Genomic DNA, 15984 nt, shown 5'->3' on the forward strand with positions numbered 1-15984 from the left:
GCATCAGGAACATAACTCTTTATTCTCAGGCCATCCTGGCCACATTCAAATAATTCTAAGCTCGGGCGGCACTTCAAACACCACATTCTCTTCTCGGCCAGGATGCTCGGTCACTATCTTGCCTCCCAGCTCGCGCAGACGAGCAATGACATTCTGAACCAGCACATCGGGGGCTGACGCACCCGCCGTGACCCCGATACGGACAACCCCGTCCAGCCATTGCGGCTCAATCATGGAGGCATCGTCGATGAGGTAGGCCTTGGCGCCCACCTTCTCGGCCAGCTCCCGCAGACGGTTGGAGTTGGAAGAGTTGCGCGACCCCACCACCAGCATGGCGTCCACCAGCCCGGCCATCTCCCGCACCGCATCCTGGCGGTTCTGGGTGGCATAGCAGATATCATCCTTGCGCGGCCCCTGGATCTTGGGGAAGTGCGCACGCAACGCATCGATGACATCCGAGGTCTCGTCCACGCTCAGGGTGGTCTGGGTAACGAAGCAGAGGTCATCCGGGTTCTTCACCTTGAGCCTGGCCACGTCTTCCGGTGTCTCCACCAGATACATGCCCCCCTCACTGTTCTCGTACTGTCCCATGGTGCCGATCACCTCGGGGTGGCCGGCATGGCCGATGAGCACGGCTTCGGAGCCTTTGCGACTGGCGCGATGGACCTCCATGTGCACCTTGGTCACCAGCGGACAGGTGGCATCGAACACCTTTAGGGCGCGGGATTTGGCCATCTCGCGCACGACCTTGGCGACACCGTGGGCAGAGAAGATGACGATGCTGTCATCCGGCACCTCGTCCAGCTCTTCGACGAAAACGGCACCCGCCTCCTTGAGCTTGTTCACCACGTAGCGGTTGTGCACCACCTCGTGACGGACATAGATGGGGGCACCGAACTTCTCCAGCGCGCTCTCGACGATGCTGATGGCCCGGTCGACACCGGCACAGAAGCCACGGGGGTTAGCCAGCAGAATATCCATCAGTGAACCTTCTCCTCGTCATCAACTCCCAGGATCTCCACCTCAAAGGTGACGGTGTGACCGGCCAGGGGGTGGTTGAAATCGACCGTAACCGACATCCCTTCCACCGCCCGGATGATCCCGGGCAGTTCGCTGCCGTTGGGCTGGTCAAACAGAATGATGGTACCCACCTTGGGCTCAACTTCGTTACCGAATTTGGCGCGATCGAGATGGTAGATGTTGTCAGGATTGGAAAGGCCGAACGCCTCTTCCGGCGCCAAGGTAAAGCTCTTGCTCTCCCCTTCGCGCAGCCCCAGCAGGCATTGCTCGAAGCTCGGCGTCAGGCTGCCGTCTCCCATCCGCAGACGGGCAGGTTTGCCGTGCAGCGCCGTGCTGTCGGCCACCGAGCCATCTTCCAGTTTGATAGAGAAATGGAACAGCACGCTGCTGTCCGCAACAATCAGCTGGCTCATGAGGTCGCGTCCTGTTTTTTCTCGCCACGGAAGCCGTCCAGCACGATCATGGCGGCACCGATGAAGATGAAGCTGTCAGCCAGGTTGAACGCCGGCCAATGGGCGCGCTGCCAATAGAAGTCGAGGAAGTCGACCACATGGCCCAGCACCAGCCGGTCAAACACGTTGCCGAGCGCCCCGCCGATGATCAGGCTGTAGGCGATACCGCTCCAGCGCTGGGTGACCGACTGCTTGCGCAGCCAGTGGATCAGCAGGCCACAGATGGCGAACGCCAGCACGGCGAAGAACCAGCGCTGCCAGCCTCCCTGATCCGCCAGGAAGCTGAAAGCCGCGCCCTTGTTGTAGACATGGACCAGGTTGAAGAAGGGGGTGATCTCCACCCCCGGGTAGCCAAATGGCAGCAGTTTGACCACGGCGAGCTTGCTCGCCTGGTCCAGAACAAAGGCCAGCACTGCCAGCCACAGCCAACGCAGGCCGCTTTTATGTTGAGTCATGTTCATCAGGCAAATTGACGCGTTTCGCCGTCACCCTCGACGTTGGTGACGCAGCGGCCACAGATCTCTTCGTGACCCGCGATGGTACCCACGTCCTCTACATGGTGCCAGCAGCGGTCGCACTTGGCTGCAGCTGACTGGGCCACGCAGAGCCACAGGTCATCGCGCTCGGTCGCCACGGCCTCTGCCGGTGCGACATCGACGCTGACGACCTTGGCCTTGGAGGTGAGCAAAACGAAGCGCAGCTCATCGGCCAATGCGTTCAGACGCGCGGCCAGCTCAGGCTTGGCGAACAGGGTCAGCTCGGCCTGCAGAGAACCGCCGATGCGCTTCTCGCCACGGGCCACTTCCAGCGCCTTGTTCACTTCACCGCGCACGGTGAGGATCTCGGCCCAGAACTCGTCGTTCAGCACTTCGCCCGCTTCAAGCCCGAACAGGCCGTCGTACCACTCCTCGGTGAACACGAACTCACCGCGCTCACCCGGCAGCAGGGCCCAGATCTCGTCGGCGGTGAAGCTCATGATGGGCGCCATCCAGCGCACCATGGCCTCTGCGATGTGATAGAGGGCGGTCTGGCAGGAGCGACGGGCCAGGCTGTCAGCCTTGGCGGTGTACTGACGGTCCTTGATGACGTCCAGATAGAAGGAACCCATCTCGATGGAGCAGAACTGCATCAGCTTCTGGGTCACACCGTGGAAGTTGTACTCGTCGAACGCCGCCATGATCTCGGCCTGTACCGCCTTGGCACGGCCCACGGCCCAGCGATCCACCACCACCATGTCGGCAGGCGCCACCATGTCGGTCGCCGGATTGAAGCCGTTCAGGTTGGCCAGCAGGAAGCGGGCGGTGTTGCGGATGCGGCGATAGGCGTCGGCAGAGCGCTTGAGGATCTCGTCGGAGACGGTCATCTCGCCGGTGTAGTCAGTGCTCGCTACCCACAGACGCAGGATGTCGGCACCCAGCTTGTTCATTACGTCTTGCGGGCTCACCACGTTGCCGATGGACTTGGACATCTTGCGACCCTGACCATCAACGGTGAAGCCGTGAGTCAGCACCTGGTTGTAGGGAGCCTTGTCTTTCATCGCCACGCCGATCATCAGGGAGGACATGAACCAGCCACGGTGCTGGTCAGAGCCTTCCAGATACATGTCGGCCGGCTTGCCGTTGAACTCGGGACGGGCATCGACCACGGAGGCATGGGTAGAACCGGAGTCAAACCAGACGTCGAGAGTGTCAGGCACTTTCTCGTAGTTGTCGGCATCGGCGCCCAGCAGCTCGGCCTTGTCCAGATCCCACCAGGCCTGGATGCCGGACTGCTCGACCCGCTTGGCCACCTCTTCCATCAGGCGCACGGAATCCGGGTGCAGCGCCTGGGTATCCTTGTGAACGAACAGGGAGATGGGCACGCCCCAGGTACGCTGACGGGAGATACACCAGTCGGGACGGTTCTCGACCATCGCCTGGATGCGATTCTTGCCCCAGGCCGGGACCCAGCCGCTCTGGCCATGCTGGGCAATGCCCTGAGTCTCGATACGCTCGATCTCTTCCAGAGCACGCTTGCGCAGACCCTTCTGCTCCATGCTGATGAACCACTGGGGGGTGGCACGGAAGATGATCGGGGTCTTGTGACGCCAGCAATGCGGGTAGGAGTGGTTGAATACCTTGTGATGCAGCAGGGCGCCGCGCTCGGTCAGCACCTCGACCACGGCCGCATTGGCCTTGAACACGTGCTGGCCAGCAAACAGTTCGGTATCCGGCAGATAGACGCCGTTGCTGCCAACCGGGTTGGCCACTTCCAGACCGTACTTCTGACCGACCACGAAGTCTTCCTGACCGTGACCAGGGGCGGTGTGTACCGCGCCAGTACCGGCGTCCAGAGTGACGTGGTCACCCAGCACCACAGGTACGTCGAAGCTGTAGAAGGGGTGGTTGAAGCGCAGCAGCTCGAGTGCAGCACCCTTGGCATAGCCCAGGTTGTGGAAATGCTCGATGCCGGCGCGATCCATCACGTCCTTGACCAGCTCGGCAGCCAGGATCAGGCGCTCGGGATTGTCGCCCTCTACCTGCACCAGTGCGTAGTCCAGATCGGCATGCATGGCGATGGCGCGGTTGGCCGGCAGGGTCCACGGGGTGGTCGTCCAGATCACGGCAGAGAGCGCGCCCTTGCCGGTGTGGCCTTCGGCGCAATCAAACTTGGCGGCAACGGCAGCCTCGTCGACGGCCTTGAAGCGCACGTCGATGGAGGGGGAGTTCTTGTCGTAGTACTCCACTTCCGCTTCAGCCAGCGCGGAGCCGCAATCGGTACACCAGTGCACCGGCTTGGAGCCTTTGTGCAGGTGGCCGTTTTCAACGATCTTGGCCATGGAGCGGATGATGTTGGCTTCGGTGCCAAAATCCATGGTCAGGTAGGGGTGTTCCCAGTCACCCAGCACGCCCAGACGGATGAAGTCGGTCTTCTGCGCTTCGATCTGGGTTTTGGCGTATTTGCGGCACTCGGCTCGGAACTCGGCGGCGGAAACCTTCTCGCCCGGCTTGCCGACCATGCCTTCCACTTTCAGCTCGATGGGCAGACCGTGGCAATCCCAGCCCGGCACATAGGGGGAATCGAAGCCGGAGAGGCCCTTGGACTTGATGATGATGTCTTTGAGGATCTTGTTGACCGAGTGACCGATGTGAATGCTGCCGTTCGCATAGGGGGGGCCATCGTGCAGAATGAAAGAAGGCTTGCCCGCTTTGGCGCGGCGAATGGCGCCGTAAAGATCCTGATCGTACCAACGTTTCAACATGTTGGGTTCGCGTTTGGCCAGATCGCCACGCATCGGAAACTCGGTTTCCGGCAGATTCAGGGTGTGTTTATAGTCGCTCATCAGTCCTGGGTTCCCTTCTTTTCTAAAAGAGTGCTGGGTAAATGAAATTGTGGCAGCCCGAACCAGGCTCGGGCCGCCAGGGCATCTCGTTCGATCTGCTCTTTCAAGGCGGTGAAAGAGTCAAATTTCTGCTCTTCGCGCAGCTTGTGGCGAAGCAGCACCTTGACCTGCTGACCATATAGATCACCAGAAAAATCAAATAGATGTACTTCCAATCTGGCTTGTGTACCGCTCAAGGTCGGACGTACACCCACATTGGCGACGCCGGGGAAAGTCTTGCCGGAACATATCACTTCCACCGCAAACACGCCACCGACCGGGACAACCTGGCGTTTGAGGGCCAGATTCGCGGTGGGAAAACCTATGGTGCGCCCCAGCTTATCGCCGTGGGCCACCCGGCCGCTGATGGCATAGGGGCGACCGAGCATCAGCTCCACCTCCGCCATGCGGCCCGCTTTGAGGGCCTCACGCACCAGGGTGCTGCTGACCCGCTGGCGGGAAAGCTGGAAACTCTGGGTGCTGATCACCTCGAACCCGAAGCGCCGACCGGCCTCCTCCAGCAGGTGGAAGTCCCCTTCCCGCCCCTTGCCGAAGCGAAAATCGTCGCCGACCACCAGATAGTGCACGCCGAGTTTCTCCACCAGCAGTTGCTCGATGAAGGTGCTGGCTGCCTGCTCGGCAAAACGATGGGTGAAACGCACGCAGAGCATGCGATCGATCTGCATTCCCTTGAGGGCTTCGTACTTCTCCCGCCAGCGGCTGAGGCGGGCGGGCGCGGCACTGCCCGCAAACAGCTCCAGCGGCTGGGGTTCGAACAACATGACGCAGGCTGGCAGGCCAAGTTGGGCGGCCTTATCCTGCAAACGGGCCAACACCGCGTGGTGCCCCTGATGAACCCCATCGAAGTTGCCTATGGTCAATACACAGCCCCGGTGACGGGGCTTGATATTGTGAATGCCGCGAATAAGCTCCATCAGTGCCTTGTGCGTTGCTGCCATGGAAATCGGCGGATTATATATCAGGCAGCAGGCAGGGTCAGCCCTGCCGTTGACCCGATTTAGCCATCCCGCTCGCTTCTCGGACTTGGCCAGGAGCATCGCACCTCGTTGGCGGGCCAACCCGACAGCCCCTGAGACCGCCCCCATCGACCCTGTACTGTCCCCTCCCTTGCAGCTGGCTCCTTATTGCTGACCGGCTCTCAGGTGCCGTGGCCGGATCCCCAATGCCAAGAGGACAATGCCATACAGCGCTCCGCCCAGGCAGAGCAGCAGGGTCAACTCCAGGCTGGCCTTGCCCATGCTCCAGGCCCCCCATTGGGCGAGATCCGGTGACAGATAGGCCAGAAGCCCCCCCATCAAGACCGTTGCCGCCAAGAGCTTGAGGCAGAACAGCCCGGTGTTGCGGGAAGGGCGATAAACATCCTGCTGATAGAGCCCCTTGAACAGCAGTACGGCGTTCAGGGTGCCGGAGCAGGCGGTGGCGAGAGCCAGCCCCACGTAGCCGAGCGGATAGATGAAGATGAGGTTGCACACCATGTTGGCAACCATGGCCATGATGCCGATACGCACCGGCGTCCTGGTATCCTGGCGGGCGTAATAACCGGGGGCCAGCACCTTGATGAGCATCAAGGAGAGCAGCCCCGTGGTGGAGGCCAGCAGGCTGGCACTCGACATGCTCACCTCGTGCAGACCAAACTCACCGCGCATGAAAAGCACCCGCAGTATGGGCTCGCGCAGCACGGCGATACCGACCATGGCTGGCAAGCCGAGCAGCATCACCATGCGTACTCCCCAATCCATGGTGCGAGAGAAATCCGCCGGATCCGCATCCACGTGTTTCCTGGCCAGGGCAGGCAGGATCACCGTGCTGATGGCCACCGCAAAGAGGCCGAGGGGGAACTCCAGCAACCTGTCAGAGTAGTAGAGATAGCTGATGGCGCCGGTGGCCAGAAACGAGGCCAGCATGGTGTTGATCAGCAGGTTGATCTGGCTGACCGACACGCCGAACAGGGCCGGGATCATCAGGGTACGGATCTTCACGACCCCGGGATGGTGCCAACCCCACTTGGGCCAGACCAGCATGTTGAGCTGGCGCAGAAAAGGATACTGGAACAAAAACTGGACCAGACCGCCGAGAAAGACACCGATCGCCAGGGAGATCTCGGGGCGCTCCATCAAGGGCGCGATCCACCAGGCCGCCGCAATCATGGTGATGTTGAGGAATACCGGCGTGAAGGAGGACACGGCAAAACGGCCAAAGGTATTGAGAATAGCCCCCGCCATGGCGGTGAAGGTGATGAACCAGAGGTAGGGGAAGGTGATCTTGAGCATCAGACTGGCCAGCTCGAACTTCTCCGCCGCCGGTCCGCCATGCAGCCAGTCCCAGAACCAGCCCCAGCCAAAGAGAGCCGTCAGGACACCGGAACCCAGCACCCCGAGCAGGGTGACCACGGTGACGATGCCACCCAGGGTGCCCGCCACCGCTGCCAGCAGCTCCCGAACCGCCTGCTCGTCACCATTTTTCTTGTACTCCGTCATCACGGGCACGAAGGCCTGGTTGAATGCCCCTTCGGCAAAGAGCCGGCGCAAGAAGTTGGGAATGCGATTGGCGAAGAAGAAGACGTCTGCGGCCACCCCGGCACCGAGCAAATTGGCGATGACCACATCGCGCACCAAGCCCATCACACGGGATGCCAGCGTCATTCCGGACACTATCATGCCGGATTTGATCAATTTCTTACTCAAGACGAGGCCTCTGGAACTGTCGGAAAGAAAAGAATGCTGTTAGAATCGGCCGACAGTTTAACCGTCTCCCATCTGACACACCACCGGGGGGCGGTGTTTATTTGCACAAATCATTTGACAATATGTGGTTGGGAAGGCATATTTCCGGGCCTTTTCAATACACTCGCTAAGACAGTTTTAGGAGTTTTACCTTGGCTAACATCAAATCTGCTAAGAAGCGTGCTCTTCAGTCAGAGAAACGTCGTCAGCACAACGCCAGCCGTCGTTCCATGACCCGTACCTACCTGAAGAAAGTGATCGCTGCCATCGCCTCTGGTGACAAGGCTGCTGCCACTGCCGCTTTCGCTGTTGCTCAGCCGATCATGGATCGTATGGCGACCAAAGGCCTGATCCACAAGAACAAAGCTGCTCGTCACAAGAGCCGCCTGTCTGCCCAGATCAAAGCCATGGCTTAATCAGCATCCGCTGATGAAAGCTGAAAAAACCGGCCTAGTGCCGGTTTTTTATTTGGGGTCGCTACAGTACAGTCTGTGCAACAATCCGATCATCTCGCGCACCTCATGGCTGCGCAGGGAGTAATAGACCGTCTGGGCTTCCTTCCTCGTCGCCACCAGCTCATCCCGGCGCAACACCGCCAGATGCTGCGACATGGCTGACTGGCTCAATCCCAAGACCTCGTTCAGCTCGCCGACCGACAGCTCCCTATCCAGTAACTGGCACAAGATAAACAGCCGTCGCTCATTGGCCAATGCCTTGAGCAGGGTGACGGCACGCCCGGCATTCGCTTCCATCTCTTCCAATCGCATCTCACCCTCCTCTTCCAAGACTGGCATCATAGCGCCGTCACCCTCGATTTAAAACGAGAGGCTTGCCGGCTGAATGGCCGTGAAATCCTCCTGCCCCGCAAAGAGGAAGGAGAAATCACTCTCGCATACCCGCTTGACCGCAGGATGCTGGATCATCCGCTCGGCAAAGATGACGTAATACTCCTCCATCAGATCCTGGGTTTCACCCAGCAGCATCACCTCCTCCCCCTCCAGGATCTCCTCCCGATAAATGGTCGGTGCCATGAAGATGCCCTGGTTGAAGAAGCCGAACGCCTTCATCAGCGCCGCATCGTCGAATTCTCCCAGAATGCTGGGGGAAATTCCCTGCTGCTCGAACCACTGGGTCAGTTGACGACCCATGGCGGTGCGACGGCCCGGGATGAGCAGCTTGCGCTCTTCCAGGCAGGCAGGGAAAGGCTGGGAGGGCAGAGGCGCCTTGCAGAAGAAACTGACGCCGCATCCCCCCAGACGCTTGGACAGCAACCCGGCATGCTGGCTGGAGTCCACCGGGCAATCAGAGAGGATCATGTCGAGCTTGTGCTCGCTCAACTGCTCCAGGAGAAGTTCATGGGTCGACTCGAAGCAGCGCAGGTGAATGGAACCATCATTGGGGATCACGGAGAGCAGCACCCGGCTGGCAAGACGCTTGGAGAGTGCATCGGCGATGCCGACGTCGAACAGGATCTGGCTCTCCTTGCGGTAGTTGACGATATCCAGCATCTCGTAGGAGAGGCTGAACATCTTGTCTGCATAGCGAAATACCAGTTGGCCAAGCTCGGTGGCCTCAAGGGAGCGCCCCTTTCTGATCAGCAACTTGCCGCCAAGACGCTGCTCAAGCAGCTTGATCTGACCGGTCACGGTCTGTGGGGTCAAAAAGAGGGCTTCCGCCGCCTGCGTGACGGAGCCCTTCTTCTGAGTCATCCAAAAATAGTAGAGATGGTTGTAGTTAAGGTGTGACATCCGATGGGGTTCCCGCGCCAGGCGGGCTCCGGTAGCAGCTGAGTTCAACCGCCAGAATGTCATACATGTCGCTGATCGAGTCAACCTTGTTCGCGTCGAACTGTGCCTGCAGATGGGCCTTGAGACGACCGGCATCCGGCATTCGCTCGGTACAATAGCGCTTGTTGGACAGCTTGACTCGCTCGCCGGCACGACTGCTCAGAGCCCGTTCGGCGAAGGTCTCTCCGAACCGGGCTTTTACCTGTGAGTCCCCCAGCATGAGTGCGCTGTCGACCACCCCGTTGAGATAGGCAGAACAACTTGCCGAGGTGGCATCCCGCTGACAATCGGCCAGACTATCTGCCCAGAGTGCAGGGCTCGCCAGCATGACTAACCATCCTAGTTTTCTCATAACCCCTCCGTACTTTGATTCGCCTCCCGATTGGGCAGCGATATCCGCAGGGCGATGTAACCGATCACGGCCGCGAGTGTGGAACCTGCCAGGATCCCGAGGCGCGAGTAGCTGCCGTAGTCCAGTCCGCCATGCTCGAATGCCAGCGATGCGATAAACATCGACATGGTGAAGCCGATGCCACACAGGATGCTGACGGCAAAGATCTGTCTGAAGTTCACTCCTTGCGGCAATTGGGCAATGCCTGATTTCACAGCCAGCCAGCTGATGGTGAAAATCCCGAGCGGCTTGCCGACGAAGAGCCCCAGGATGATCCCCATGGGGAGCGGATTGAGCAGAGCCGAGAAGTTGATCCCCTCCAGCGATACCCCGGCGTTGGCGAAAGCGAACAGCGGCAGGATCAGGAAGGCGCTCCAGGGGTGCAGCACATGCTCCAGATGCTTGAGTGGCGATGCGTAACGCTTGCCGTTGAGGGGGATCATGAAGCCCACGATGACCCCCGCCAGGGTCGCATGGACACCGGACTTGAGCACGGCAACCCAGAGCACCAGACCAACCAGCATATAGAGTCCAATCCTGTCCTCACCACGGCGATTCATCCAGAGCAAGGTCAGAGTGGCCACCACACCTATCGCCAGCGCAGTCAGCGACAGTTGCTGGGTGTAGAAGAGGGCAATGATGATGATGACCCCCAGATCGTCCATGATAGCCAGCGCCAGCAAGAAGACCTTGAGGCTGGTCGGTACCCGCTTGCCCAGCAGCGCCATGACCCCGAGAGCGAAGGCGATGTCGGTTGCGGCCGGAATCGCCCAGCCAGCCCGGGTAGCCTCGTCTCCGTAGTTGAAGAAGCTATAGATGAGGGCCGGTGCCAACATCCCCCCCACGGCGGCAATGGCCGGGAAGGTTGCCTGCACCCGGGAGGAAAGCGCCCCCTCCAGCATCTCTCGCTTCACCTCGAGACCCACCAGCAGGAAGAAGATCGCCATGAAGCCATCGTTGATCCAGAGCAGCAGCGGCTTGTTGATGTCGAGCGCCGCGATGCGAACCTGCACCTCGGTATTGAGGAAGCTCTGATAGTGTTGCGCCAGCGCCGAATTGGCCAGGCCGATGGCAAGCAGGGCGGCCAGGATCAGAATGATCCCGGAAGCAGACTCCAGTTTGAGAAAACGCTTGAATACATCGCTCATATCTAACTACCCATAAGATTCCATTTTTTCAGTCTAGGGGCCGAGTAGCTCAATGAAAAATCGTTTCTAACGGCCGATAACAACGAAAAAACCGAAAGCAAAACAGATAATGCCTGCTATAAGCCGATTACTACCCTCTTTCAAGAGCCTTCTCTCCACCCGGAACATCGCATATAAATTCACATAAAATGCAAAAGGCGCCCGCAGGCGCCTCTAACAGCTGAGTGTCAATTCATCGTCACCTGAGAGGCGGGACTCGCCCCAGGCTCACTACTTACTCAAATAGCGACAGGCGCCTTGATCCCAGGATGGGGATCATAGCCCTGGATCTCGAAATCCTCGAATCTGTAATCGAAGATGGAGTCAGGTTTGCGCTTGATCACCAGTTGCGGCAGGGGGCGCGGCTCGCGGGTGAGTTGCAGTGCGGTCTGCTCCATGTGGTTGGAATAGAGGTGCACATCGCCACCGGTCCAGACAAAGTCCCCCACTTCCAGATCGCACTGCTGCGCCATCATGTGGGTCAGCAGCGCATAGCTGGCAATGTTGAACGGCAGGCCAAGGAAAACATCACAACTGCGCTGGTAGAGCTGGCAGGAGAGCTTGCCATCCGCCACATAGAACTGGAAGAAGGCGTGGCAGGGTGCCAGCGCCATTTTGTCCAGCTCGCCCACGTTCCATGCGGAGACGATGATGCGGCGGGAATCCGGGTTGTGCTTGATGTCATCCACCGCTTTCTGGATCTGGTCGATGACAGATCCATCGGCCGCTGGCCAGGAGCGCCACTGGGCACCATAGACAGGCCCCAGATCACCGTGCTCGTCGGCCCACTCATCCCAGATGCTGACACCGTGCTCTTTCAGATAGGCGGTGTTGGTATCGCCATTGAGGAACCAGAGCAGCTCATGAATGATGGAGCGCAGGTGGCACTTCTTGGTGGTCACCAGCGGGAATCCTTCCGCCAGATTGAAGCGCATCTGATGACCGAACAAGGAGACTGTCCCGGTGCCGGTGCGATCGGATTTGACGGTCCCTTCATCCAGAATTTTCTGCATCAGGTCGAGATAGGCACGCATTACTTCGCCTCCTTCGGTGCATTGCCGAACAGACGGGGCTGCTTGTAGGCGGCCCAGACCATGAGCCCCCCCGCCACTATCATCGGGGTAGAGAGGATCTGACCCATGCTGATCTCGTTGAAGTAGAGACCCAGCTGGCTGTCTGGTTGACGAACAAACTCCACCAGGAAGCGGAACAGGCCATAGAAGAGCAGGAACATCCCGGAAATGGCGCCACGGGGTGGGTGCTTGCGCCAGAACAGGTTCAGGATGATGAAGAGCACCACCCCTTCCAGCGCGAACTGGTAAAGCTGGGACGGGTGACGCGGCTCGGGCCCAGCCTCGGGGAAGATGATGGCCCAGGGGACATCGGTGACCCGACCCCACAGCTCGCCGTTCATGAAGTTGCCGATGCGGCCAACACCGAGGCCGAACGGAATGAGCGGCGCCACGAAATCCGCCACGGTGAAGAAGTGGCGCTGGGTTTTGTGGGCAAACCAGATCATGGCGGTGATCACCCCGATGAGGCCGCCGTGGAACGACATGCCACCGGTCCATATCTTGAACAGATAGGTCGGGTCGGCAAGGAAGAGATCGAAGTTGTAGAACAGCACATAGCCGATACGGCCACCCAGGATCACCCCAAGGAAGCCATAAAAGAGCAGGTCGGATACCTCGTTGCGGGTCCAGCCGCTGTTGGGTGCATCGGCGCGGCGACCTGCCAGCCACATGGCGAAGGCAAAACCGAACAGGTACATGAGACCATACCAGCGTACCGATAATGGTCCCAAACTGAATGCTACGGGATCAATCTGCGAGAAAACCCAATATCCGTCGTGCTGCATAGGCGGCCCCAATCATAAGAAAAGCCGCATTCTCCGATCATTTTTACGCAGTAACAAGACGGAATATCAATCGGGCAGCCTGACCTTGTGCCCAGCCCGCAGCAAGCCTCCCAGACCGTGCTCTTCCAGATAGCGGGCAAACAGGCCGCGCAGCACGTGAGGATTGTCATGCTTGAGACCATCCGCCATCAGCGCCTTCAACTCGCCAAGGTCGGATTGCCGCAGCACGTATTTGATACGGGAGATGTTGTGGGTATTCATGCTGAAACGGCGATAGCCCATGGCCAGCAGCAGCAGCACTCCGACCGGATCGCCAGCCAGCTCGCCACAAACAGAGACCGGCTTGTGATAGCGCTGGGAGGCATCGACCAGCAGTTGCAAAGCGCGGATCACCGCGGGATGGAAGGCATCGTAGATGCTGGCGACACGGGCATTGTTGCGATCCACCGCCAGCAGGTACTGGGTCAGGTCGTTGCTGCCCACCGACCAGAAGTCGATGAGCGGCGCCATCTCCGGCAGGATGTACAGCGCGGAGGGGACTTCGATCATCACCCCGAGACTGGGGTAGCGGATCACCGCATCGCGGCTGGCCGCTTCTTCCGACACCTCGCGCCACGCCTGATCCAGCAGACGACGGGAGGCCTTGATTTCACTGACGCTGCTGATCATCGGCAGCATGATGGCCAGATTGTCCAGCCCTTCGCTGGCCCGCAACATGGCCTTGAGCTGCACCAGGAAGAGTTCGGGGTGATCTAGGGTGAGCCGGATCCCCCGCCAACCAAGGAAGGGATTTTCCTCCACGATGGGGAAATAGGGCAGTTGCTTGTCCCCCCCCACGTCCAGAGTCCGCATGCAAACCGGGCGATCCCGATAGGTTTCCAGGATCCCGCGATAGCGGGCAGTCTGCTCCCACTCCGAAGGGAAGCTGTCCTGCAGCATGAAGGGGATCTCGGTGCGATAGAGCCCCACCCCATCCGCAAGATGATTGAGGGAAATCTCGGTATCCGCACTCAGCCCTGCGTTGAGCAGCAGGGAGACCTTGGTGCCGTCCGCGGTCTCGGAGGGCTGGTTGTCGACGCTGCGCACCAGGGTGTCGAGTGCCCGCTCCTCACTCAGCAGTTGACGGTACTCGGTCAGGATCACCTGGTTGGGTTCGATGAAGAGATCGCCGCTGTAGCCATCGATGACCAGAGTACGCCCGCCGATGTCACCAAGGGGCAGATCCACCCCCATGATGGCCGCCACCCCCATGGCACGGGCCAGGATGGCGGCATGGGAGTTTGTCCCGCCCTTGAGCGACACCACACCGCTCAGAAATTCCCTCGGGATCTCCGCAAGGATGGTGGCCGTTACTTCATCGGCGACCAGCACCACGGGTTCGCCGATGGTGAGCTGCTCGGGTTCGTCCTGCACCAGCCGGCTGATGAGCCGCTGGGCGATGTCTTTCACATCGGTGGAGCGCTCCCGCAGATAGGGATCTTTCATCCCCTTGAACTGCTCTATCAGCCGATCGCTGATGAGTTTGACCGCCGAGATCGCCGTCCAGTGTTCCTTGCTGACCTTGTTGCGGATGGGCTTGATGTAGCCGGGATCGTTCAACAGGTGCAGATAGATGTCGAAGATGGCAACCGAGTCCTGGCTGTAGCTCTCGCGAAAGCGCAGTGCCAGGCTCTCCAGATCGTGGCGCACTTCCTCCACCGCCAGCTCGAGACGGGCAAGCTGCTTGGTATGATCCTCGTCCTTGCGCGGCGTGATGGTATTGAGCGCCTTGCGCGGACGCCACACCCAGGCCTTGGCGATGGCGATGCCACTCGCCCCGGCAATACCGCGCAGCGGCTTGCTCCAGTCGGTCTTCTGCAGCCACCCCTTGGCCTGGGCCTGGGCGATGCGGGCAGCCAGCTGAGCCGCCAGGGTGACCATGAAGGACTCTTCCCCCTCATCGAAGAGGCGGCTCTCCTTCTGCTGCACGACCAGAATCCCCACCACCTGACGCTGATGCATGATGGGAGCGCCGAGGAAGGAGCGAAACGCCTCTTCCGCCACATCGGGCAGGAACTTGAAACTGGGGTGAGAGGGGGCATCGGCCAGGTTGATCAGCTCTTCACGCTGACCCACCAGGCCGACAATACCCTGCTCGAACGGCAGGGTAGCCTTGCCCACGGCCGATTCTGCCAGACCATCGGTCGCAGCCAGTCGATAGCGGCGCATGTCCGGCTCGGCCACATAGACGGAGCAGCAGTCCACCGTCATGGCGAGCCGGGTCTGGCTCACCAATGCTTGCAAGGCCTGTTCGAGGGTGTTGGCCTCGGCCATGCTTTCCACGATGCGTCTGAGTTCCGTCAGCAACTAGTTGTGCTCCTTAACGCGAGCGGTTACGCCGCCCATCTTTTCGGTTAGCCTGCACCACGGGGACTGGCATGGCCAGCGGGGCAAACTCCTTCATCACCCGGCGGTAAACCTCCCGCTTGAAGGAGACGACCTGACGAACCGGGTACCAGAAGCTGACCCAACGCCAATCATCAAATTCCGGGTGACCATGACAGCCAAACTGGATCCTGGACTCTTTGCCAGGATCGAGCTGCAACAAAAACCATTTCTGCTTCTGGCCAATACAGACCGGTGAACTGTCCCAGCGGACGAGTCGTTTGGGTAAGCGATACTTCAGCCAGTTGCGACTGGTCGCCAGTATGGTCACATCGTCCTGCTTGAGGCCTATCTCCTCATACAGCTCACGATACATGGCCTGTTCCGGCGATTCACCATCATCAACCCCCCCCTGCGGAAACTGCCAGGAGTGCTGCCCATAGCGCTTAGCCCACAATACTTGTCCGTCACGGTTACAGATCACGATGCCGACATTGGGACGAAATCCGTCACCATCTATCACGTGATCACCTTATAAAGGCTGAATCTATAACGAGATTGTTCCACATTCACCCCGTGGCGGCAAACAGGGACTGTCATCTTCCATTCATGAATAACTTGGCATTTCAAGCAAAGTTATAAACAAATTGAAGGTTCATGCTAGGCAAGTTGCCCACCCAGACTGTGCATAAACCTGTGATCAAGCAGGTATATACAGTAGTTTTATACTGTGGCATTGCACGGAAGCATATCATACCCGATTCACTTAAAAACAAAATATACATTTAAATACATAAGGTTATAGTTTAATTGCTGGATC

General features: G+C 59.4%; 15 protein-coding genes. 1 reads left to right on the plus strand and 14 read right to left on the minus strand.

Features of this window, described 5'->3' with window-relative positions; translation table 11 throughout:
- Window positions 1–45: 45 nt before the first annotated feature.
- The 6 genes from ispH to murJ all read right to left on the minus strand — a co-directional run bounded on the left by ispH (window position 46) and on the right by murJ (window position 7538).
- Window positions 46–981: a 4-hydroxy-3-methylbut-2-enyl diphosphate reductase gene (ispH, locus tag AB7E19_RS14850; RefSeq protein ID WP_244053630.1), complete on the minus strand. Its 936-nt coding sequence runs from the start codon at window positions 979–981 to the stop codon at window positions 46–48.
- Window positions 981–1433: an FKBP-type peptidyl-prolyl cis-trans isomerase gene (gene fkpB / locus AB7E19_RS14855; RefSeq protein WP_010673101.1), complete on the minus strand. Its 453-nt coding sequence runs from the start codon at window positions 1431–1433 to the stop codon at window positions 981–983. Before fkpB ends, ispH begins: the two co-directional genes overlap by 1 nt.
- On the minus strand, window positions 1430–1933 hold the full coding sequence (lspA, locus tag AB7E19_RS14860; protein ID WP_010673100.1) for a signal peptidase II: 504 nt from the start codon (window positions 1931–1933) through the stop codon (window positions 1430–1432). Before lspA ends, fkpB begins: the two co-directional genes overlap by 4 nt.
- Window positions 1933–4794 (minus strand): isoleucine--tRNA ligase, encoded by a 2862-nt coding sequence (gene ileS, locus AB7E19_RS14865; RefSeq protein WP_201985220.1) that lies wholly within the window; start codon window positions 4792–4794, stop codon window positions 1933–1935. Before ileS ends, lspA begins: the two co-directional genes overlap by 1 nt.
- Complete coding sequence (ribF, locus tag AB7E19_RS14870; protein ID WP_048209146.1) at window positions 4794–5768, minus strand: bifunctional riboflavin kinase/FAD synthetase; 975 nt, start codon at window positions 5766–5768, stop codon at window positions 4794–4796. Before ribF ends, ileS begins: the two co-directional genes overlap by 1 nt.
- Window positions 5769–5975: 207 nt before the next feature.
- On the minus strand, window positions 5976–7538 hold the full coding sequence (gene murJ / locus AB7E19_RS14875; protein WP_029313784.1) for a murein biosynthesis integral membrane protein MurJ: 1563 nt from the start codon (window positions 7536–7538) through the stop codon (window positions 5976–5978).
- Window positions 7539–7729: 191 nt separating this feature from the next.
- On the opposite strand from murJ, the gene rpsT reads away from it, so the two are divergent.
- Window positions 7730–7993 carry a 30S ribosomal protein S20 gene (gene rpsT, locus AB7E19_RS14880; RefSeq protein WP_005308808.1) on the plus strand — a complete coding sequence of 88 codons (264 nt, stop codon included), beginning with the start codon at window positions 7730–7732 and terminating at the stop codon, window positions 7991–7993.
- Window positions 7994–8041: 48 nt separating this feature from the next.
- Here rpsT and AB7E19_RS14885 read toward each other — a convergent pair whose 3' ends face one another.
- From AB7E19_RS14885 to rppH, 8 genes are all read right to left on the minus strand, one after another.
- On the minus strand, window positions 8042–8344 hold the full coding sequence (locus tag AB7E19_RS14885; RefSeq protein WP_042878863.1) for an ArsR/SmtB family transcription factor: 303 nt from the start codon (window positions 8342–8344) through the stop codon (window positions 8042–8044).
- 48 nt (window positions 8345–8392) lie between these two features.
- Window positions 8393–9325, minus strand: a complete 933-nt coding sequence (nhaR, locus tag AB7E19_RS14890) for a transcriptional activator NhaR (protein ID WP_010673095.1) — start codon at window positions 9323–9325, stop codon at window positions 8393–8395.
- Window positions 9312–9692, minus strand: a complete 381-nt coding sequence (locus AB7E19_RS14895; RefSeq protein ID WP_175429470.1) for a hypothetical protein — start codon at window positions 9690–9692, stop codon at window positions 9312–9314. The genes nhaR and AB7E19_RS14895 overlap by 14 nt, the downstream gene beginning before the upstream one ends.
- Window positions 9693–9712: 20 nt before the next feature.
- A complete protein-coding gene (gene nhaA / locus AB7E19_RS14900) occupies window positions 9713–10903 on the minus strand; it encodes a Na+/H+ antiporter NhaA (RefSeq protein ID WP_045523258.1) in 1191 nt (396 codons plus the stop codon).
- A 278-nt stretch (window positions 10904–11181) separates the two neighbouring features.
- On the minus strand, window positions 11182–11976 hold the full coding sequence (gene thyA, locus AB7E19_RS14905; RefSeq protein ID WP_039039983.1) for a thymidylate synthase: 795 nt from the start codon (window positions 11974–11976) through the stop codon (window positions 11182–11184).
- Window positions 11976–12800, minus strand: a complete 825-nt coding sequence (gene lgt, locus AB7E19_RS14910) for a prolipoprotein diacylglyceryl transferase (protein WP_043153049.1) — start codon at window positions 12798–12800, stop codon at window positions 11976–11978. The genes thyA and lgt overlap by 1 nt, the downstream gene beginning before the upstream one ends.
- Window positions 12801–12866: 66 nt before the next feature.
- Complete coding sequence (ptsP, locus tag AB7E19_RS14915; RefSeq protein ID WP_043153047.1) at window positions 12867–15146, minus strand: phosphoenolpyruvate--protein phosphotransferase; 2280 nt, start codon at window positions 15144–15146, stop codon at window positions 12867–12869.
- 13 nt (window positions 15147–15159) lie between these two features.
- Window positions 15160–15687, minus strand: coding sequence for an RNA pyrophosphohydrolase (gene rppH, locus AB7E19_RS14920; protein WP_010673089.1), 528 nt, complete (start codon window positions 15685–15687; stop codon window positions 15160–15162).
- Window positions 15688–15984: the final 297 nt, after the last annotated feature.

The sequence above is a fragment of the Aeromonas sp. genome (genome assembly GCF_050252055.1).
In the GTDB taxonomy this organism is placed as follows: Bacteria; Pseudomonadota; Gammaproteobacteria; order Enterobacterales; family Aeromonadaceae; genus Aeromonas; species Aeromonas caviae.

Excerpts from the sequence above, each read along its gene's own strand:
- ispH (WP_244053630.1), bottom strand. The coding sequence starts at position 981 with ATGGATATTCTGCTGGCTAACCCCCGTGGCTTCTGTGCCGGTGTCGAC.
- fkpB (WP_010673101.1), bottom strand. The coding sequence starts at position 1,433 with ATGAGCCAGCTGATTGTTGCGGACAGCAGCGTGCTGTTCCATTTCTCT.
- lspA (WP_010673100.1), bottom strand. The coding sequence starts at position 1,933 with ATGAACATGACTCAACATAAAAGCGGCCTGCGTTGGCTGTGGCTGGCA.
- ileS (WP_201985220.1), bottom strand. The coding sequence starts at position 4,794 with ATGAGCGACTATAAACACACCCTGAATCTGCCGGAAACCGAGTTTCCG.
- ribF (WP_048209146.1), bottom strand. The coding sequence starts at position 5,768 with ATGGAGCTTATTCGCGGCATTCACAATATCAAGCCCCGTCACCGGGGC.
- AB7E19_RS14885 (WP_042878863.1), bottom strand. The coding sequence starts at position 8,344 with ATGCGATTGGAAGAGATGGAAGCGAATGCCGGGCGTGCCGTCACCCTG.
- nhaR (WP_010673095.1), bottom strand. The coding sequence starts at position 9,325 with ATGTCACACCTTAACTACAACCATCTCTACTATTTTTGGATGACTCAG.
- AB7E19_RS14895 (WP_175429470.1), bottom strand. The coding sequence starts at position 9,692 with ATGCTGGCGAGCCCTGCACTCTGGGCAGATAGTCTGGCCGATTGTCAG.
- nhaA (WP_045523258.1), bottom strand. The coding sequence starts at position 10,903 with ATGAGCGATGTATTCAAGCGTTTTCTCAAACTGGAGTCTGCTTCCGGG.
- thyA (WP_039039983.1), bottom strand. The coding sequence starts at position 11,976 with ATGCGTGCCTATCTCGACCTGATGCAGAAAATTCTGGATGAAGGGACC.
- lgt (WP_043153049.1), bottom strand. The coding sequence starts at position 12,800 with ATGCAGCACGACGGATATTGGGTTTTCTCGCAGATTGATCCCGTAGCA.